Origin of the sequence: Pseudonocardia oroxyli (assembly GCF_900102195.1) — a bacterium.
Taxonomy (GTDB): domain Bacteria; phylum Actinomycetota; class Actinomycetes; order Mycobacteriales; family Pseudonocardiaceae; genus Pseudonocardia; species Pseudonocardia oroxyli.
Map to the genome: position 1 here is coordinate 164,687 of NZ_FNBE01000015.1, position 19,445 is coordinate 184,131.

General features: G+C 72.3%; 14 protein-coding genes and 1 pseudogene. 8 read left to right on the top strand and 7 right to left on the bottom strand.

The window, feature by feature from the left end:
- Positions 1 to 21: 21 nt before the first annotated feature.
- Together BLS43_RS22005 and BLS43_RS22010 are read right to left on the bottom strand one after the other, a co-directional pair.
- Positions 22 to 2,124, bottom strand: coding sequence for a CATRA conflict system CASPASE/TPR repeat-associated protein (locus BLS43_RS22005; protein WP_093088298.1), 2,103 nt, complete (start codon positions 2,122 to 2,124; stop codon positions 22 to 24).
- A gap of 5 nt (positions 2,125 to 2,129) precedes the next feature.
- Positions 2,130 to 2,585, bottom strand: coding sequence for a CATRA system-associated protein (locus BLS43_RS22010; protein ID WP_176921473.1), 456 nt, complete (start codon positions 2,583 to 2,585; stop codon positions 2,130 to 2,132).
- Between the two features lie 14 nt (positions 2,586 to 2,599).
- On the opposite strand from BLS43_RS22010, the gene BLS43_RS22015 reads away from it, so the two are divergent.
- The 3 genes from BLS43_RS22015 to BLS43_RS22020 are packed head-to-tail and all read left to right on the top strand — an operon-like array spanning position 2,600 to position 7,853.
- On the top strand, positions 2,600 to 3,967 hold the full coding sequence (locus BLS43_RS22015) for a hypothetical protein (protein WP_093088304.1): 1,368 nt from the start codon (positions 2,600 to 2,602) through the stop codon (positions 3,965 to 3,967).
- A 44-nt stretch (positions 3,968 to 4,011) separates the two neighbouring features.
- Positions 4,012 to 4,770, top strand: coding sequence for a hypothetical protein (locus tag BLS43_RS29560; protein WP_143030166.1), 759 nt, complete (start codon positions 4,012 to 4,014; stop codon positions 4,768 to 4,770).
- Positions 4,767 to 7,853 carry a CHAT domain-containing protein gene (locus BLS43_RS22020; protein WP_143030167.1) on the top strand — a complete coding sequence of 1,029 codons (3,087 nt, stop codon included), beginning with the start codon at positions 4,767 to 4,769 and terminating at the stop codon, positions 7,851 to 7,853. The genes BLS43_RS29560 and BLS43_RS22020 overlap by 4 nt, the downstream gene beginning before the upstream one ends.
- A 506-nt stretch (positions 7,854 to 8,359) precedes the next feature.
- On the opposite strand, the gene BLS43_RS22025 is transcribed toward BLS43_RS22020, so the two are convergent.
- Positions 8,360 to 9,106, bottom strand: a complete 747-nt coding sequence (locus BLS43_RS22025; protein ID WP_093088308.1) for a hypothetical protein — start codon at positions 9,104 to 9,106, stop codon at positions 8,360 to 8,362.
- 310 nt (positions 9,107 to 9,416) lie between these two features.
- On the opposite strand from BLS43_RS22025, the gene BLS43_RS22030 reads away from it, so the two are divergent.
- The 5 genes and pseudogenes from BLS43_RS22030 to BLS43_RS32115 all read left to right on the top strand — a co-directional run.
- Positions 9,417 to 12,734 carry a CHAT domain-containing protein gene (locus BLS43_RS22030; protein ID WP_093088311.1) on the top strand — a complete coding sequence of 1,106 codons (3,318 nt, stop codon included), beginning with the start codon at positions 9,417 to 9,419 and terminating at the stop codon, positions 12,732 to 12,734.
- A gap of 60 nt (positions 12,735 to 12,794) precedes the next feature.
- Positions 12,795 to 13,586 carry a DUF1707 domain-containing protein gene (locus BLS43_RS22035; protein WP_093088314.1) on the top strand — a complete coding sequence of 264 codons (792 nt, stop codon included), beginning with the start codon at positions 12,795 to 12,797 and terminating at the stop codon, positions 13,584 to 13,586.
- 3 nt (positions 13,587 to 13,589) lie between these two features.
- A complete protein-coding gene (locus tag BLS43_RS22040; protein ID WP_093088317.1) occupies positions 13,590 to 13,907 on the top strand; it encodes a CATRA system-associated protein in 318 nt (105 codons plus the stop codon).
- On the top strand, positions 13,885 to 15,384 hold the full coding sequence (locus BLS43_RS22045) for a CATRA conflict system CASPASE/TPR repeat-associated protein (protein WP_093088320.1): 1,500 nt from the start codon (positions 13,885 to 13,887) through the stop codon (positions 15,382 to 15,384). The genes BLS43_RS22040 and BLS43_RS22045 overlap by 23 nt, the downstream gene beginning before the upstream one ends.
- A 691-nt stretch (positions 15,385 to 16,075) precedes the next feature.
- Positions 16,076 to 16,291, top strand: a pseudogene (locus BLS43_RS32115) (hypothetical protein); the annotation flags it as partial.
- Between the two features lie 20 nt (positions 16,292 to 16,311).
- Here the strand turns inward: BLS43_RS32115 and BLS43_RS30165 are convergent.
- From BLS43_RS30165 to BLS43_RS22060, 4 genes are all read right to left on the bottom strand, one after another.
- Positions 16,312 to 16,461, bottom strand: coding sequence for a hypothetical protein (locus BLS43_RS30165; protein WP_176921474.1), 150 nt, complete (start codon positions 16,459 to 16,461; stop codon positions 16,312 to 16,314).
- 112 nt (positions 16,462 to 16,573) lie between these two features.
- Entirely contained in the window at positions 16,574 to 17,053 is a 480-nt protein-coding gene (locus BLS43_RS22050) for a hypothetical protein (RefSeq protein ID WP_093088323.1), read from the bottom strand.
- 83 nt (positions 17,054 to 17,136) lie between these two features.
- Positions 17,137 to 18,054, bottom strand: coding sequence for a bifunctional DNA primase/polymerase (locus BLS43_RS22055; protein WP_093088326.1), 918 nt, complete (start codon positions 18,052 to 18,054; stop codon positions 17,137 to 17,139).
- Between the two features lie 137 nt (positions 18,055 to 18,191).
- The coding region (locus BLS43_RS22060) for a ParB/RepB/Spo0J family partition protein (protein ID WP_218129938.1) at positions 18,192 to 19,445 on the bottom strand (1,254 nt) is incomplete at its 5' end.

Genomic DNA, 19,445 nt, shown 5'->3' on the forward strand with positions numbered 1-19,445 from the left:
ATCGTTCAGGGACTCTCTCGGTCAGGACGATGACGCGGTGAAGTCGTCCTCCCTGCCGCACGCCCGGATGTGAGCCGCTATGTCGGTGATCGGGACGCCGCGGTTGGCGGTGCCGCCCGGCACCGTGCCACGGTGCAGCGCGACGAGGTCGAGGTCGAGGTTCAGGCAGGGCGAGCCCGACGACCCGTCGAACGTGTTCACGCCGTACGTCAGCGAGCCCGGTCCGAGCTCGTGCACTCCTTCGGTGTCTATCGCCAGCTTGAGTGGATGCCCGTCGGGGTGCTGAAGGACGAGCAGCGGCGTGCCCGCCACCGGGGCGGGCCGCTCAGCGAGCAGGTCGAACCAGCCGCGGGGCCGGCCGCCGACCAGCGGCGCAGCGCCGGGTGAAGCGGCGAGCCGGACCACGGCGAAGTCGAGCGCGCCCGGCGGGCTGTCCACCACCCGCCACTCCGCGGCAAGCCCGGTCGCAGTGCCGGGCTCGACCTCGCCGTCGGCTCGTACTCGGTGACCGAAGGTCAGCTTCACCCCGGACGGGCGCGCCTCGCCGGTGAACAGGAGATCGAGCACGTGGTGATTGGTGAGGACCAGGTCGGGTCCGACGAGCATGCCGCTGCCCCATGCCCACTCTCGAGGGCCGTCCACGCGAATCCGACAGACCTGGCCGGCCCGCCTCTGCAGCGCGGCCACGAACACCTCCGGGTTCTGGAAGGCGTGCGCGCTCCGCAGGATCCGCTCGAGCCCGGCCTCGGGCACCTCGTCGAGCAGGTCCGGCTCCGGCACGAGCGCGCGGACGGGTCCAGCGGGTGCTTTCAGCGTCTCCCCGGCGGCCCGTTCCTCGTCGAGGAACCCAGCCTCCACCAGTCGACGCAGCCCCGGCCCGTCCGGGTCGGCGAGGTAGGCCCCGGTGACAAGCCTCGTGATCCAACCCTCCGCCTCCGCCCGGCGGACGAGCTCGTCCGCCTCCGTGCGGAGATCGCCCGTCGCCGCGCGGGCGAGATGCACAGGATCGCGCTCCAGCGCATCGACCAGAACACGGCGATCACTGCTGCCCAGCATCGCGAGCCGAGACGGCGACGGCGGCATTGCCGTAGCCGCCGCCACTTCGATCACGTCCCGCGCCTCGGCGAGGGTGTCGTCGAGGTAGCCGAGGTCCACCGCCAGTTGGTCCTGAAGCCAGCGCGCGACCGCCAGGTCCTCGGCGAACGGCCCAGTCGGCTCCTCGCTGAGGGTGAGGCGCTCCATGTTGGTCGCCGCGATCCCGGCGGTGCGGCGCAGTGCGCCAAGGGTCCGGACGCTGCTGCGCAGCCGTAGGTCGAGCAGCCGTAGATCGGCTAGTGCGGCCGCCGGGGACCCGCCCGCTCCGAGCTGTGTTCGCAGCTCCGCGGCCGCCGCCGTGACGGCCCGGCGTAGCGGCTCCAGCCGGTCCGCAGCCTCGACGATCCGTGCCTCGTACCGCAGCTTGGCCGCCTGGATCAGGTACCGGGCCAACAATGGCGCGCGCCCGTCCTCGCGCCTCCAGGTCCATCGGCTGAGCTGGGAGTCCGCCTCCTTCGGCGCGACCACAGCGAACGTGCGGTGCGTCCGCGACCGCACGAGCGCGCGGTCGGCGCCGTCCGGGTTCGCCTCCCAGACGGCGAACGGACCCAGCTCGGGCGGCTGCCGGCGGACCCCCGCGGACCAGCGCAGCCCGCGCAGCGGCGGAGGCGTACCGAGCTGGTCGGGGTCGGCCTTCGCGGCGTGTCTCGCCTGGAGGATCTCGGCCGTGCCGAGGACGCTCGGCGGGCAGGCCGCCCGCACCCGCCCCCAGCGCGTGTGGAGCACCGGCCAGTCCGCTGGCCCGTTTGGAGCACAGACGAACGACAGGCAGAGTACGTCGTGCATCCGCCGCAGGACGAGGTCCTGCACCCCGTCTCCCGAGAGCCGACGGGCCGCGAGCGGGACCTCCTCGGGTGCCTCGCCGAGGTCGGCCGGGAGTTCGGTCGGATGGTCCGCGATGCTCTCCCGCAGGCCGTACTCCTCGACGCACTGCTCCCAGACCGGCCCGATCACCGACTCAGCGGGGACGGGCCCGTCGACCGGGACGAGGATGTGCGCGACGAGCTCGCACCCCAGCAGCCCGTCCACGGGCCTCAGGACTCACGCGGCGCGAGGTCGTCTTGCAGATCGTGGACGAGCCGGTTCAGCAGCAGGTCGACCTCCTCGGGAACGGGTCCGGTCACCGGCGCGTCCAGCGGCGTGGCTCGGACCGGCCCGAGCAGCTCGAGTTCCAGGACGCCGGTCTGCACCGCGGCAAGGTCCCGTCGAGCGACGGCAGTAGCCAGCCGGGAGACGATCCCGCCCAGGATCGACCAGGCCTCAGGGTGAAGCTGCCAGGCTCGGGCGTCCTCGACGACATCGAGGGCTTCCTCCCACAGTGCCGCATCGTGCCCGGGGTGCTCCCGCTCGGTGACCACCCGGCCGAACATAGCGGGTCCGTCGACGTCCACCCGGGGCAAGTTCCTGTGGTCCAGGTCACGTATCACCACCCACAGTCGACCGATCTCACGTGCGCCCTCGCCGCCGGCCGGCCCGGAGGCCACGTTCACGTCATGGAGGCCCCGTGCCTGGAACCGAGCGGTCCGTCCGCAGGCTCGCCCCGTCGGAGCCGCCCCCCTGGTACCCGCTCCTCGGGCTCGAGCTCGGCGAGACCATCCAGTCAGCGGTGTACAGGGCGATCACCGGGCTGGAGCCCGGCACGGCCTTGGGCACCGGCGCGCTGCTGGCAGCCCTCGACGCCGCGGACGGCGGCGGCGCGTGGGAGCGGTTCTGGCTGCTGGTCGGACTCGGGGGCCCCGAGAGAGTCGGCGAGCTCCGTGATCCGGACGGCCTGACGCCCCTGCTGGACGCCCGGCCGGGCGCGCGCCTGGACGGAGTACGGCTCACTCCGGCTCTCACCGCCTCCCTCACCCTGCTACGGGATCTGGTGCGGGACTTCGAGTTGGGGCCCGTTCCGCCGGGAGCTTTGGCAATCGCCTTGGTCGCCGAGCCGACCTCCGCCGTCGTCTCCTTACTCACCGCCGACGGGGAGCGGTCTCGGTCCGAGCTACTGGAGCTCGCCCAGGACCAGCTCCTCGGCACATCTCTCGACGGCCTAGAGGTCTGGGTCGAGGCCCGGTTCAACACCTCCACCCAGGAGCCCACTGTGGAGGAGGCGATACGGCGGGCGCGCGGTGCGGCTGCCGGGGAGAACCGGCGAGCGGACGACATCGACCTGCTCGACGAGCTGGTAACCGGACTGGAGAGCAGCGCGCCGCGGGCAGCGCTGCCCCGGCTGCTCCGTACGGTGCTCCCGGCCGCGACCGCGCCGGCCCGGGTATTGGGGACGCGACCGCTGGACGACGTCGTCGCAGAGTCCTCCGATCGGCCGGACGCGTGGCAGTTGCTGGACAAGCTCGCGAGCGGTCCGTCCCGCGGGTGCGCCGCCGTGTTCGCCGCGGCCGGGCTCACCGGGCCGGGGGTCATGGCGGACGCGCGGCGAGCCCGACGCGCGGACGGCGGGATCCGGCTGCCCGCTACCGGTACCTACACGGCGGTGGCGCTGGCCAACATGGTGCTGGTGGGACTGGTCATCGCGGTCGTGGTGGTACACGCCCTCGGCCCAGGCAGCCCGTGGGAGCTATTTGCCGTCCCCTTCCTGTTCTACAGGATGCCCGCCGACTCGCCCGTGGTTCCCGCCGCGATGGTGGTGGTGCTGGTGCTTGTTTCGAGTCCGCTCGCCGCGGGGCTGAACCTGCTGAGCTTCGGGACGGGTTGGATGCAGACCCGGCTTGAGATGCGCCGGCTGCGCGCGGTGACCGGAGTCGGCCTGACCCTCCGGGAGTACACAGGGCACCTTCGGCGCACTCTCCGCCCCGCGTTCGTGGTCCGACGGGCGGCATTGCTGTCGGCGTTCCGGATCGCCCGCTTCTCCGAAAGCGCCGCCGGATGAGCCGGGGTGTGCCGCTACCAGTCCGCCTCGGCATGGTGGCGACTGTGCTCGCGATCGCCGCGGCGATCTACTTCACCGTCGTCGCCGACTGGTGGGGGGTGGGCGTGGCCGTGCTGGTGCTGGTCGCGAGCCTGGGCAACGCGGTGGCGCGCACGATCGCCCTGATCGTCGCGCTTCTGTTCGCGGCATGGCCCGCGGCGGTCGCCGCCGGTGTGGCGGTCCTGGCCTCCGCGCTCGGCGCACTGCCTGGCGCCGCACCGGCGCGTCCCCTCGACCGTGATGCCCTGGTAGCGGCCGTGCACTCGCTCCCGCCCGCCGAGCGCAGCCGGATCGAGCGGGCCACCGACGGGCTCGTCGACAGCCTGGCGCTCGTCCGTGCTGCGGTCGCCGACGATTCGACGCGATGGTCAGTAGACGGCGTCGACGTGTCGGGTGCGGGCTTCGACGGAGGGGCGGTCGAGGACCTGGGCTGGACCCTGGTCGCGTGCGAGGCAGCGCTCGTCGCAGCGCATCGTCCGGACAAGGACCGGGCGGTGGACGTCCATCACCTGGCCGCGGCCTCGCTGCTGCTCCCGCATTCGGCGGCAGCCGTGCGCCTGGGGACAGCGGCCGGAACGACGGCCGCGGCGGTGCTGGGCTTGGTCGACGAGCAGGCCATCCAGCTCCTGGTACGCACGTCGAGGGCCCGCGGCGCCGAACTGATCAGTCCGCGTGTCGAGCGGCTCGCGGGCAGCATGCGGGGACGAGCAAACGTGGCGATGACCGAACTGACGGAGGACGAGTGGCGACGGCTGGGAGCATGACGGCGAAGGCCCGTTTCGGCGCGCTCACCACGGGATGGCCCGTCCTCGCGAAGGGGCTGTGGTGGGTCGTTCGGCCGGGGTGCACCCTTGTGGGGCTCGCCGCATCGCTGGTCGCGGTGTTCGCCGGGCCCTGGTGGGCCGGCTGCGGCGCGGCGCTGCTGATGGTCGTGGCGCGCACGATACGACGACCGTGGCTCGGGTTACTCGCGGCAGTGCCTGCCTTCGTGCTGGTGCCGGTGGCCGGGATCGCGCTGGCTGCCCGCGTGGTGGCCGGCGTCGCCGCTGTTCTCGTCGTGGGTCGGGGATCGTGGAGGAACGGGCTGGAAGGAGTAGCCGCAGGCCGACGACAGTCAGCGGGCTCCGTGCCGACGGACGACGAGGCGCGTGGCAGCCTCTCGGGCCTTTCCTCGATGTCCGACGACGACGCGATCGAGGCCGTGGGCACGGCGGGTGCCGCGGCCTGGGCGAGCGCGGACGGACGGCGAATCGCCTCTGCCGCGGGAATGATGTTGTCGCTCGCGCTGACTGGTACTGCGGGCCCGGTCCGGCTGCCGCTCGATCTCGACGTGGTGCGCCTGGCCGTCCTCGAGCAAGCGCTCGACATGGCCCGGAAAGTGGTCTTCGCAGCCGCCGCGGTCGGGCTGGCTGCCGTGTTGTGGTCGGGCTGGGTGGACCTCGCCCCCTGGATGGTCCTCGATGGGGGCCCGATCCGCGCCAGTATCGCCTATGCCCTGGTGTTCGCCCTGGCGTTCCGCCTGAGCCGCCGTGCCGACCGGATGGGTCTGCTCGTGCTACTTCTCAGCGCGGGTCTGATCGTCGACGCAGGCTTGGCGGGGATTGTCGGGGGCGGATGTGCGGCGGTTGCGGCGGTGGCGGGCAACGCGGCCCGCCCCACGGTGGACGGGCTGGTGCTCGGTGGCCCACGACCCGCCGAGCCGGGGCCCGGGCTGCGCACTGGTACCCGACGCGGTCGTCGGACGTGGCGGGCCGCGACCGAGGCCCGGCGCTGGGAGAGCGAGTACGAGGCCTGCCTCTGGGACGAGATCGTCGCTGATCCGGACGAGTCGGCGGCTCTGAAGGCGGGCGCGCTCGCGGCGCTCGCCGAGGACGCACTGTCCCGCAGCAAGTTGCAGGAGGCCGTCCGCAGGGCGGAGGAGGCGCTGGCTGTGGCGGAATCGGCCGTACTCCCGCGCGGTTTGGCCACCCGCGTGCACGCAGCGGCGGGCCGCGCGGTCCTCGCCGCCGGAGACCCCGATCGGGCCAGGGGCCTGTTGGCGTCCGTCGTGGACGAGCGGGCTTACCGGACGGACGCTGCGGTACAAGAGGCCTGGCGAGAGGCCGCCCACAGTCAGGCAGGCGAGAGCGGCGGAGCCGGGTACCTCGCCCGCTGGGACGCGGCACGCCACGAGGCCGCCCGCGCCGGGGACCTTGCCGCCCTGCGTGACATGCTCGGAACCGACCTCGACATCTCGATGGTCCGGGACAAGGCGACCCGCGCCGCGTTGATCACGGCGCAGAGCCGCGGTCACCTCGAACTCGGTGAGCTCGAGCTCCGACACGGCGACGCTCGCGCAGCTGCCAAGGCTCTCCGCCGGGCGCTGGCTGGTCTGAGTGGACCGGCTACCGAGGTCGAGCGCGCAGTGGCCCACACCCTCCTCGGCGCCGCCACAACCAGGACCTCGCCCGACCGCGCCCTCACCGATCTCGGCACCGGTGTCCGCGCCTTGGAGGACTCTCGCGGTGAGCTCGCCGACGAGCTGCACCGGCGTGGCCTCGTCCTGCGTCACGCGGGCGTGTACGAGCTGGTCTTCGACGCGGCTCAGACGCTGCAGGAGCAGGGCCTCGGCTCAGGTCCGCTGGCCGCCGAGGTCGTCGAGTCCCTCCGCCGTGGGTCGCTCGCCACGATGCTTCGGGCGGGTTCGCTCGATCTCGGAGAGCCCGTCCGCGCTGTCCAGCAGCGGATTGCCGCGCTGGAGAGCACCGACTCACCGGACGGTGCAGCGGAGCTTGCCGACGCCCACCGGGAGCTGTCGGCGCAGCTATCGGGCCTTTTCGCCGATGCCTACGTGCCGCGCCGCGTCCGGGACACGCCGGTCGATCCCGGAGACCGCCACGTGCTCGCGTTCCACCTCGACGACCTGACGGCGACACGCATGCGCGGCCACACCGTCTGGACACCGCCGGGGCGTACCGCCTGGATCCATCCCTTCGATGTCACTGATTCCGAGATTCTGGACCTGGTCACCGCATCAGACCCCGAGGAGCGGCGCGTCCGGATGAGCGCCAGGCAGGACGACGAGCAACGTGGTCGATGGCGTGCACTGGGTGCAGCACTGCTCCCCCCGGAGTTGAGGCTGCTCTTCCGCGGGCTGCCCGAAGGCGCGTTGGAGCGGGTGCTCGTGGTCCCGCACGGCCCGCTCGCGGCGCTCCCCTGGGCCGCCGTCGGCATCGATGACGGCCGACCGCTCCTGAGCGTCGCCGAGATTCAGGTCGTGCCTAGCCTCGCTCTACTGGACCGGCCGGGTGACCGGCCCGGCCTCGGTACCGGTCCCGTCGCCGTACACCTTGCCGAGGTCGCAGCCCGCGCCGAGGCACGAACGCTTGCCGAGCTCCCGACGAACCGAGCCGAGGACCTGGGTGGGTTTCTCGATCTCCTGTCCACGGGGCCTGCGGGCGCGTACCTCGCCACCCACGGCGACGGCGTCGGGCTCGCCCAGGCGGTCACCTTCGCCGGAGGCGGCAGGCTGTCCGCCGGGGCGGCCCTCGGACAGCGCTGGCCGGACTGGGTGGTCTTCGCCTCCTGCCTGGTCGGACGCGTGGACGTGGACCCGGGCGCTGAGCCGCTCGGCCTCCCGATCAGCTGCATGCTCGGCGGCGCACGGACGGTCGTCGGCGGGGTGATCGAGATTGGCTACGGCGCCGGGGCGCAGGCCGCCCGGGTGGCTGTCCGGGTGGCCCGTGGTGAGCATCCGGCGGCCGCACTCCGCGCCGAGCAGCTCTACCGCTGGCGTCAGGATCCGTCGAGCCCGCTCACCGCCTGGGCCGGGTTGGTATGTCTGTCCAGACTGGGCTCTGAGGCCTGACCCGTCAGCCCGCTCCGACCAGCACGAAAGCGCACCGCTGCTCCATCCCGACCGCTCCGCCGCCGCGGGCGGCCGGGCCTCTCACCCAGAGCGTTGGCGTAGGCCGGTATCCCGTACGAACCAGACGACGTCCCAGTCATCGGCCCAGAGCAGCCACCGCGGCGCTCGACGATGAGCCTCAGCGGGAGGCACCGCCTACCGTCGAACAGGCGGGCGACAGCCCGCAGGCCTCGGGCAATCGCCTCGACCACGGTCGCCACCGGGCGTGGGTCGCTGGCGGTGCGCGGGCGCGCCTTGCGGGTCTTCGGCGGCTGCACGGCTTCGCGCCGCGCCTCGCCGGGAGGGCTCTTTTGGGCTCCTGGGCACGATCATGAGCAGCTATCGGCGCAGTGCACGGGTGGCCGGCGGGGCCTTCGGCGCCACGGTGCGCGGCAACACTAGCCCACTCTCACCCGGAAGGAGGCCCCGCTGCCGGGCGCACCGGCTTCGGCGGGCGTCTTCCGCCATCAGTCGGCCACGGGCTTCGAGACCTCCTGCCCAAGGAGCAGCAGGCACCGCTGCCCGAGCGGAGTCACTCGGTACTGCGTCATCGCTACCAGTCCGGCCCACGTCGAGTCGCCGAGCCTGCGGACGAGTCCGTGCCCGGAGAGGACCGACAGCAGGCCGTCGAGCAAGTCCTCGACCTGCGGGGCCGCCCGAGCGAGCTGCCATGCCTCCCACCCGATCGGGTCCTCCGAAGCCTCGGGCTTCCATAGCTCCTTCGGCGGCAGCGGGTACGCCGCCAGATGCCGCAGAACTATGACGTGGGGAGCTTCCAGATCGGCGAGAGCAGCAGCGAGGACGAGCGCTTCGTGCCCGCTCCCGCCGTCACGGAAGCCATCGGCGAGGACACGCGCGAGGGCGATCACCTTTTGGTCCAAGGGAGTTCGCTCGGCTGCCTCGAGCACCCGGGCAAGCAACTCCAGCCGAACTGCGTCCTCGGCCGTGCGCTCGTCGAAGATGTCGATCCCCGTGTCGAGGATCTCCGCCGCCCGCTCAAGCGCCCACGCACGACGGCCCTTTCGCCGACTCCGCGCTCGCTTGACCAGCCTCGCGCTCAGCTTCATCGCAGGAGCTGTCGCTCCCGCAACTGCGACCGCGCCCGGTCCGAGTGGGGCGGCGGCAAAGCCTGCGGCGAGCGCGATGGCTCCTACGGCCACGTCCAGTCGTGCGTCCTCGACGCCCTTGTTCGACTCCTCGTCGCGGTTGTCCACGGCTGCCCCTCCTTCGACCAACGGAGCGGGCATCCTCGCAGGGCGGATGGCCGGGACCGGTCGCAGCGGACCGGAGGCGGCCGAACGGCCCAGCGGGCGGCTCAGGGTGTGTTGGCAGGGCTGACCTCGCACCAGTTCGGTTCGCTAGCCAGCTGCGAGGGGTGGCCGTTCTCGCGCGACGAGCAGCGCAGCCCTTGCAGAGGCCGAGGGAGATCGTGCGCAACGGTCCAGCTGATCGTCACAACTGAGGATCCAGGCCCGACTTCCGACGGCGCGGGACTAGATTCCCGACGGCGGCAGGGAGGCACCTATGGGCTGCGAGCAGGCAGAGCTCAACGACCGGATCACCCGTCTGGAGCGCATTCTGAGCAGCGGCTCGGGCCCCGGAACCGGGTGGGCGCAGCGCGCCGAGCTGGCCGCCGCTCTGGCCGACCGCTACCTGCGACATGGAGGTTCGGAGGACGATCGCGAACGGGTTGAACAGATCGTCGCGCAGCTGACGGTCGACGAGGACATGCCTGCAGGCCAGCGCGCGATGCTGGGCCATCTGCGGAATGCCGTGCGAATGCTGAGCACCATGCCGCCGGCACTGCGCTGTGGAGGAGGCCTGAATCTGAACCCCGAGGTGCTGCAGCAGGCCGAGGAGTGGCAGGGAAAACCGGTCGCGGCGCCAGCGGTGATCGACACAGGCAGCCTGCCGCCCGAGCTCCGGTGGGTGGGGGAGGCACTCCAGGCGTCGTCGCGAATGCTCTCGGAGGTGGCGCGAGACGGCGAGGTGTCAGAGGCGACGAGCGCCGCGCTGAACGATGTCGTAGTCCCGCCCGACAGTGAGGTCGGCGGCCTCCTGCGCGGGCTGGTCGCGCTGGTCACCCCGCAGGACCGGCGGGTGGCCGCGCTGGAGGCGGCCGTCGCCGAGCTCGCGGGCGGCAACCTGCTGCGCCCGGTGCTGCAACAGGACCTAGCCCGCGCGATTCTCGCCGGCGGAGATGGTGGGCAGACCGACACCCTCCGCCGCGCGACAGACCTCTTGGAGCAGGCGGCCGCGGGGATGGAGGATCCGCGGATGCGCGCGGAGGCCGAGGGGATGCTCGCCGGCGCCCTGGTCGTGTCGGCTGCGCTGGAGCAGTCCGCCGACCGCGCGGCCGCGGCCGACGAGCTCGCCCGTGGGCTGGTCGCCGCCGCGGCGGCGGCGGACGATCCGGCCCGGCTAGGCGCCGCGCGATTCTTAACGGCGCTGACGGGTCTGTTGCGCGGCCTCGGCGAGCCCGGGCGGGACGCGTCCGCGGCGCTCGACGACCTCCTGGAGTCGATCTCGCTCCTGCCGGTCGGGCACCCGCTGCGCCCGGTGGCGGTCGGTCAGCTCGGTGCGGTGCTGTCCGACCGGCAGCTGATAGACGGCCTGCTCGCGAACGCCGACGCCGCTCAGGCCTTGCTTAGGCGCGCCTCCGAAGCGGTGGTGGAGAGGTCGGGAACTGATGCGGCCTTCTTCGCCTGCCTGGTGGCGGTGGCGCGCATCGGTCGCGCCGCGCGGGTGTCCGACACCGCCGAGCTGGCAGCAGCCGCGACAGCGCTGCGCGACGGGCTCGACCGGGTCCCGGAGGGGCACCCGGTGCGGTCGAACCTGGAGGTCGCGCTACGGGCCGCGGAGCTGGGCGTCAGCGTGGGCCGGGGCGACGGTGTGCCACCTGCCGTGGCGAATCTGCGCCAGGTCCTGTCCGGGCGCGGGATTGCGGGGGTGTCGGCGGGCGCCGTCGGCACGCTGGTCGGGTCGCTCGACGTGGTGGCGGGCGTGGTCGACGCCGAGCCGGGCGCGGTGCGACAGGCCTTGGCGCGCATGGAAGAGGAGATCGAGAACTCGGACCTGTTTCCGCACCAGCTCGCCGCGCGACGCGCCCTGCTCGGCAAGAGCTATCTCGTCGCGGTCGGCAGCGGCGTTACGAACGCCGTCGACCGGGCGGTCGAGCACCTGACGGAGGCCCTCGGGCTGATCGGCCCGCGCCGCGGCGACGTCCTGCGGACCGATGTGCTGCGCGACCTGTCGGTTGCGCTGTGGGCGCGAGGCGACCACCTCGAGGCTCGACGCACGTGCCGGGACCAGTTGCTGTCCGCCGGGACGCTGGTGTTGCTGCAGTCCGGGGTGGCCGACGCCCTGGACACTGCCCGGGGTGCCGCGGCCGAGGCGACGAGACTCGTGGGCTGGTGTCTCGACGACGGTGACGCCGCCGGGGCAGTGGAGGCGCTGGAGCTGGGCCGTGCGCTCACCCTCCACGCCGCGACGGTGACGTCCGATGTGCCGGGGCTGCTGGAGGCAGCCGGTCATCTGGACCTCTCGCGGGCATGGCGCGACGAGGCAGCCGCGCGTCGGGCGGGTCGCATTTCGGCGTCGTCCGACAGTGAGCCCGACTATGCGGCGGCGGCCGCCGACCTTCGGCACCGGGCGGTCGAGGTGCTGCAGACGACTCGGGCGGGAAGGCGGCTCCTCGTCGCACCCCCGCCCGCCGCCATCGGCAGGGCGTTGGCCACTCTTGGCCGTGACGCACTGGCTTACCTGGTCCCTGGCGGCCCTGACGCTCCGGGCTGGGTACTGCTGCTCGATGAGCACGGCGTGGTCACCCGGGTACGGGCGCCGCTGCTGAGCCTGGGAGCCGACGATCCGCTGACTGCCTTTCTGCGCACCGATCGGCACGGCGAGTCCGGGCCGAGGCCGTGGCTCGACGCGCTGGATCGGCTCTGCGAGTGGGCCGGGGCCGCCGCGGTCGCCCCACTGCTCGGCGCGCTGGGCGACCGGCCGGGCAGCGGCCCGGACGGCGTCTGCCGCGTCATACTCGTTCCGTGCGGTCCGCTCGGTACGGTCCCCTGGCACGCGGCAGTGCTGCCGACCGGGTCCGGTGAGGTCAGGTACGCCTGCCAGGAACTCGTCCTGTCGGTGGCAGCATCCGGGCGGCAGCTCCGCGAGGTCGCCGGGCGTGGGCTTCTGCCGCCCGCCTCAGACCCGCTCCTCGTGCGCGGCCCGGACGAGAGCCTCCTCGGCGTGACCGACGAGATCGACACGCTCGCGGACACCGTCTACCCGAGCGCGGCCGTCTTGGGTCCGGCGGCGACGCCCGACCAGCTCCTGGACCGGCTCCCGACGGCGGGGGCCACCGGCCCATCGATGATCCACCTGGGCTGCCACGCTGCCGCGAGGTCCACACTGGAGGACTCCCGGCTGGATCTGGCGGCCCCGCTCTCGTTGCGAACCGTCTTGGAGCACGCCTCAGGACGCCCCGCGAACGCGGCCGGTCCGACCGTCGTCCTCGCCGCGTGCGAGTCTGACTTGACCAGGCTCGACGCCGACGAGTCACTCACGCCCGCGACGGCCTTCCTCGCCGCGGGCGCCGCCAGCGTCGTGGGCTCCCGGTGGGAGGTGACGGACCGGCCCACCGCCGTCGCCATGGTGGCGCTGCACCATTTCCTGGTGGTCGGCGGGCTGCCCGCCGCGGACGCACTTCGCGCGGTTCAGATGTGGATGCTCGACCCGGGACGGGTGCCGCTGCCCGGTATGCCGCCGCGGATCGCCCGTGACGCACGGAAGCGGCTGCTCGCCGACGTCGCGGTGTGGGGGGCGTTCGGCCACCACGGATGGTGACCAGACTGCGGAACGGGTGAGCAGGGTAACGCGCCGTGGTCGAACGACGACCAAGTTGGCATGCCCCGGCAGGACTCGACGACGCGCATCGGTGAGGCCGAGCGGGCTGCGGCCCAACGTGCCTTGCAGGACCACCTCAACGCCCAACGCCTCCTCGTCAACGAGTACGCCGACCGCTCGGCGGCGGCCGCCACCGCGACGACCGCAGGGGAGATCGCCGCCCTGTTCACCGACCTCCCCGCTCCGCACCCGAAGCTCCCGAGCGGGCCGGGCGGCGGGTCGAAGCGCAGGCTCGTCATCGTGGCCGCCCTGGTCGTGGTGGTGTTGGTTGGCACCATCGCCTTCGTCGCGGGGCGCGGGGCCGAGCCAACCCCCGCCCCGGGCCCGGTCACACCGACAGCTCAACCGGCCCCGACCACGACCACACGTCCAACGACGAGTGCCGCGGCCACCCCGACCGGCCAAGCTCTGGCGAGCGGGGGGCAGGTGCGCCGGGCCACGAACGGCCAGTCGATCACACTGACCCCGGGCTACCGCGTCGACCTCGATGACCTGACCAGCCCGAACTGGCTGGCGAGCAACGGCTGTTGCGGCGACGTCTACTTCGACAGCGGCAGTAGGTACGTGACGTTCAACGACGACTACGCCGTCATGAGCGGGCCCGCCGACTACGCGGCCTGCACACAGGCGACGGCCTACGCCACCGGCAGCGTTGAGCGTGGCGGCCTCACCCCCGGCAAGCAGTTCTGTGTTCGCACCACCGAGGACCGGTTCGCGGTCGTGACGGTCGAAGGGACCACCGAGCAAGCCTTCCAGTTCAGCGTGACCGTTTGGGACCCGAGGTTCCGGTGAGCCGTGGACGCTGACGAGCGGGCCGAGGCCCTCGACCTCGCACGTGAGGCCCTCGGGTGGCGTCTGCCGGCCCGCCGCTGGGTGCAGGTCGACCGGGCTGTGCAGGCGCTGGCGGAAGCACTCGCGCAACGCGACGATGTTGCGTTCCGGAGGAACGCACGCGAGCTGGCGCTGTCCGGACCGGGCCGGGCGGCCGACCCGGACGACCCTCCTCGGGAGCTGGCGAGCCCGCCAACCCGGGAGCGCCTTGCCCGGCTCGTCCACACCCTCGACGGGAAAAATTCCGACCCCAGCCCCGATGACACCTCCGCTGCAGGCTGAGGCCCTCGTCGTCCACCTCTTCGTAGCCGCGGACAGGCCGGAGAACGAGGCAGACCTCGCCTACCTGCACGCGGTCTGGCAGCGCTGCGTCGATCGGTGGGCGCTGACAGAGCGGGTCGCCGATCTTCCGGCGGACCTCGGACTCCGTACCGGCACGGGTCTGCTGGCCGGGCGGAAGCGCCCGACGGCCGACGGCTCACGGACACCCCACGTGCAGGCGGCGCTGCTGCGCCACGAGCACGACACCTACTGCCTCAGCGTCATGCGCGAGCCTGTGGGCGCCACCTGGACCCGGCTAGAGCGCGAGTGGGAGTCCATCCTCAACGGGCTCACCGCACCGACCGGGCTCATCGGCTGCGCGCAAGTGTTTCTGGCCCGGTTGACCGGCTCCGGACCACCCGACCCAGCGCAGCTGTCCGAGGCGATTCGCGACCGGCTGCCCGCGTCACTCCTGGCGGCCGGTGAGTGGTGGCGCGCCGGCGTGACCGCCGATCCCGGCTTCGCGGTGTGGGAGGCGTCCGAGCGATCCGACGAGCGAGCCCTCCGGCGGCTAGTCGTCGTGGCCGATGCCGACGCGGACGACCTGTTGAGCAGCTGGACCTGGGTCGTCGGCGACCGTGCGCTGCCCGCACTGGGCCGGTACCTGCTCAACGCGGCGCGGCTGCGTCACCAGCTGCGGCTGTGGGGAACGACGCGGAGCCGGACGATGGCGGCGCGCAACGCCGCCGACGCGCGCGTCGACCGACTGCTGGGATTGCTGGACCCTGCGACTCGGGGAGATCCCGAGGTCGATGCGCTGCTGAGCGCGTCGGTGGAGATCGTGTCGTTGCAGGCGGGGAAGGTCGGACTAGCCCGCACCGCGGCCGGTCTGCGCGAGATGCGCCGCACGGTGGAGATCGCCACGGCGAACCTGTCCGCTCTCGGCGGCGAGACGACGTTGGGCCCCTTCGCCGACGACCGCGCGCTGGGCGCGTGGTTCTCTCAGCAGCTCGCCGACGACGAGACCTACCTTGACGCCGCGAAGGACCGGGCCGACCAGGTGGCGGGGTTAGCTGACCAGATTCTCCAGCGCCGGGTGCAGAAAGACCGGGAGCGGCTACAACATCGCCAGGAGCGCTTCAACCTCGGCCTCACCGGCACCGTCGGAGCGATCCTCATGCTGCTCGCGGCAATCCAGTCGTTCGAGTACGCCGTTCCCCTGCCCCATCTCGTCCAACCGGCGGTGGTGGCCGCCCTCGGCGCGGTCGCGCTCTTGGCGTCGCTGCTCGTGCTCCGCGTCGCAGCGCCTGGCGCATGGTGGTCTGAGGTGCTGGTGTGGGTGGGGGCGGGACTGGTCGGCGCCACCGCGGCCTGGGTGGTCGTATCGGCTGTGATCGGCGACGCCGGCGCAGTCCTCACCTGGCGTTGGGCTGCTGTCGGGCTTCTGGTCGGTGTCGCTTGCCCGGCAGCGGCCGCGATCGGCCGACGTGCTCGCTGAGCTGCAGCGAAAGAAGGGCGGCCTGCCCGAGAGAGCCATAGGCCGAGACTTCTGTGCGGCAACCGGCCCGTCACCGCGCCGGGAGTACTCCGCCTGCGCGACCTCCCAGCCGCGTTGTGGCCTCGGGCTCGGATGAACCACGGCCAGCCCCTGGGGGCGGCCCACCGAGCGGTGAGGCTGGACTCGCCCGCACCCCGGGCCGGGACGGGTCGGGGCACCGCGCTCGCTCGTCCGGTGTGAGATCACCACCCACCACTGCCCGACCCCCGGACCTTCGGGTGATCTCACCCGCGTCGGGACGGGCAGGCAGGGTATCGACCGATGAGTCCCGGACCGGGCCGCAGAGTCCACAGTCCTCACCACCCGGGGCCGCCACCGGCTCGGCGACGGCGAACCGGCCCCGGAAGGCGCCACAAGCGCCGCCGCATCTTCGCGCACCCTCCCCAATGAGCCGACCCCGACATCGAACATATGTTCGCACCGTGAGGTAAGGTCCTACCCGCGCGGTGGCTCGTCGTAGGGGAAGTACGGCGGGAACCGCGCGCCATCAGACGAAGACGAGCGGATCGGTGGCGCGGTATGGGTGGCCGAGGCAGGTACGACCGGGACGTGGTGGTGGACAAGTCGATCGTGGCCGAGGCGGCGGCCTACACCACGATCGCGAAGCTGCTCGACGCCCGGCGAGGACATTATCGGTGACCAACATCCCGACGCTGGCGAAGGCCGGCGGGTTCCGCCTCGACGACCCCGCCGGCGAAGTCGGCATCGAACTGATGATCGTCACCGACAGCACAGGACCGGACGAGCAGGCCTACCTGGCCCCCTCACCTACCGGGCCACCCCGGCCGAGGGCACGCTCATCGGCACCACGGAACACGGCGTCCTCGGCACCCGCTACACCTGCGACGCCACCACCGACCCCGTCTTTCACACCCAGGCCGCGGCGCTGCTGCGCGGCGAGGCGATCCCCCAGGCACAGTCGGAGTCCGACACCGCGGACCGCACCGTCCAGCGAACCCCACACCCGACGCCACCGACGTAGCCGGGATCGAGGTGGTCCGCCACCTCCTCCCCCACACCGGCACCGAACCACACAGAACCGTGACCGCGTCGTGGCTGGACTCGGACGGGATCCGGCATCGGGCGATCGTGCTGCGCACGACCTGACCACCGCCCGGCCGGCGCCGGGTCAGGTCTTCTTGGCCTTGGCGGCCTTCTTGGCCTCGGCCTTGAGCGTCTTGCGCAGCTCGGCGAGGCTCTGCCCAGCCAGGGCCTTCGACGCGACCGAGTCCCCGATCTGGCGCGGGGTCATGTGCCCACGACCCGCAGGCGCGAGATACACCTCGCCCTTCGCCCCGGTCCGATACTCCAAACTCGAGGCGACCCGGGCGAACCGGGTCCGCCCACCCCGACGGGCGCCCTCCCACTTCTCCACCCGCACCGCCAGATCACAACAGGTGCACACCAGTCGGCGGATGAATAGGCCGTCACCGTCGACCTCGGCGAACCGGATCCCGGCCTGCTGAATCGTCGGGAACAGATGCCGACCCCGCTCCCGGCACATGATCACCTCATCAGAGACCCCGTCGACATACAGGTCGACGTCCTCGTCCGACGCCCGCACATACCCCTGCCGGTCCTCTTGCTGCTCCCCCTGGATCGACAACACCGACGCCGACGATGCGGCTACCGTCCCAGAATTCTCATCCGCCACTGTGGTCTCCTCCCGTTTCACCCGGAGATAACCATCCCTCAGTTGTTCGCCGCTCTTCCGTGGCCGATGTCGCCGGGAATCCCCGACGACCGGCTGACCCGTCGCGGCATCCGCGCGCCGTAGGCGAGTCCGTCGTCGACGTCGCGTTCGATCTCCCGCGCCGTGGTGTCCAGGTCCAGGTGGGTCTGGGCGGCCTCGAGCAGTGCCCACCGCGCCCGCGCGAGGTCGAGCTCGCCGCCGGCGACGAGGCGCCCGAGCGCCCGGGCGGCGCGCAGCCGGGTCGTGTGTCGGGTGCCGACCGCTGCGTTCACGACGGCGGCGGTCTCGCCCGCCACGATCGCGTTCACATACGCGGTCGCCCGCGAAGAGCTCAAACCCAGCTCCACCTCAGGCGCTGTCGGTCGCGGTGGGAGCAGCAACGAGGCGAGCCACCCGGGCAGGAGCGCGATCTTCCCACCCTCGTCGACGTAGCGACCCGTCGGCAACGCCGACCCGGCCGCGAGCACGTAGCCGCCGCACCCGCGCGTGTCGATCAGTGGCCCCAGGAGTCCCTGGCTGTTGCGCAACTCCACACCCTCGGGCATCCGGAAGTACAGATGGGCCCCGCCCGACGGGGTCCGGACCGAAGCCGTCACAGGGACCACCTGCCCGGCCTGGTCGGCGAGCCTCCGCAACGTGTCCGAGCCGGTGGACGCCACCGGTGACGCGCTCTCCGGCTTGGGGCGGTCGAGGTCGATCACCACGATCCGACTGCGGCCCACCGCCAGCCCGACGTTGAACGGCGCCCTCCGCCACCACCGCCCGACCGGCCCCAGGTCACGCGTCGCCGACTGCTCCCAGCCCGGGACGGCGGGGGTCTTCGCCCCCGGCCGCACCGGGAACACGAAGAACCCCGCACCGACAGCACGTTCAGCCGCTGCCTGCAGACGCCGGCCAGCCTCACCGACGCGACTCATGATCGTTCCCTTCCCACTCGACGGTGTCGATGCTTCGCTATGCAGGTGACGTGATCAGCGGCGACGTCGTGCAGCACCGTGCAGCACAAGCTCTGCACAAGCTGTGCGCGAGGTACTGCACGACGGAACCCGACCCCTCACTCCCCCGACGACACCTCGGGTGCAGCAGCCGATGGCTCACCGGTGACGGCGTAGGACTCGATCTCCGACAGCTCGTAACCCCACTCCGCCATCTGCCCCAGATACCGAGCCGTGTCCGCACCCTGGTTCCGCCAGGTGTGCGGGCCGGTGCGGTCCTCCCACGCACACAACACCGCCGCCGCGCACAACAGCAGCGCCCGCTTCGGCGACGCCGCCGCCACCATCTCCAGCAACACCCCGACCTGCGCACCGTGCCGGAACCGATCCGACTCCCCGGACGTGAGCCCGAGCAGCTCGCGCAGCAGCGGCCACCCCGCCTCCATCGCCTGCCGCAACGGATGATCCCCGGCCACCAGGCAGGTCAGGACGAACCGCTCCGCACCCACCGGGGCGCGCTTGCGGGCGGCGAACGCCCGCAACCAGTCCCGGCGCACGACCGTCGCCGAGCGCCACTGCTTGTTCCGCTCGGCCACCACCCGCCGTGCCGCCTTGTCCTCCTCCGACAACCTCCTGCCCTGCCCCACCGGGGCCTGCGTGGCATCCACGTGACCGTGGGCGAGCACGTCCCTGCACACGAACACCGCCACCGGCCGACGCTCCCCGACGCCGAAGTTGTGCCCCAGGTAAGCCGCGTGCCCGGGGCACGACACATGCTCGGCGGCGTCGATGCCGTGATCGTCGAGCCGGGCTGCAGGCCAGGTCACCAGGTCGCGGTCGATCACCTCCACCCCGGCCTCGACCAGCTCCGCCCGCGCCCGCGCGAACGCCTCGGCGTCGGTGCGTTCGTCGCGCATCCGCTGCACCGTGTGCTCGAACCGGCCCGTTTTCGCCGCTGCCACGATCGCTTTGACCGCCTCCGGGTCAGAGTCGAATTCCGCGATCGCCGCCGTGTGCTCGAGCGTGAGGAAGTCCCAGCGCTGCCCCGCCCGCGAGGCCAACTCCGACCCGGCCACCTTCAAGCCCGTCGTGACGTCGGTCTTCTTGGCTCCGGTGCGTTTGGCGATCGCCGACGCCGAGAGACCGAACGCGGCCAGCTGCTCCCAGCCCGCCACCCGCTCCGCGGTCGACAAACCGGCACGCTGGTCGTTCTCCACCAGCTGATCGGTCACCCGGTCCGCACCCTCCGGCACCTCCACCAACATCACCGGGATGTTCGGCAGCCCGCACTTCAACGCCGCCAGGGTGCGGCGGTGCCCGAACTCCACCACCGGCCCCTCGACACCCGGATATGCCACCACCGGCTGCAACAC

Coding starts and splice junctions, on each gene's coding strand:
- BLS43_RS22055 (WP_093088326.1), bottom strand. CDS start 18,054: ATGAGTCGCGTCGGTGAGGCTGGCCGGCGTCTGCAGGCAGCGGCTGAA.
- BLS43_RS22020 (WP_143030167.1), top strand. CDS start 4,767: ATGACGGCGAAGGCCCGTTTCGGCGCGCTCACCACGGGATGGCCCGTC.
- BLS43_RS22045 (WP_093088320.1), top strand. CDS start 13,885: ATGACACCTCCGCTGCAGGCTGAGGCCCTCGTCGTCCACCTCTTCGTA.
- BLS43_RS22030 (WP_093088311.1), top strand. CDS start 9,417: ATGGGCTGCGAGCAGGCAGAGCTCAACGACCGGATCACCCGTCTGGAG.
- BLS43_RS22035 (WP_093088314.1), top strand. CDS start 12,795: ATGCCCCGGCAGGACTCGACGACGCGCATCGGTGAGGCCGAGCGGGCT.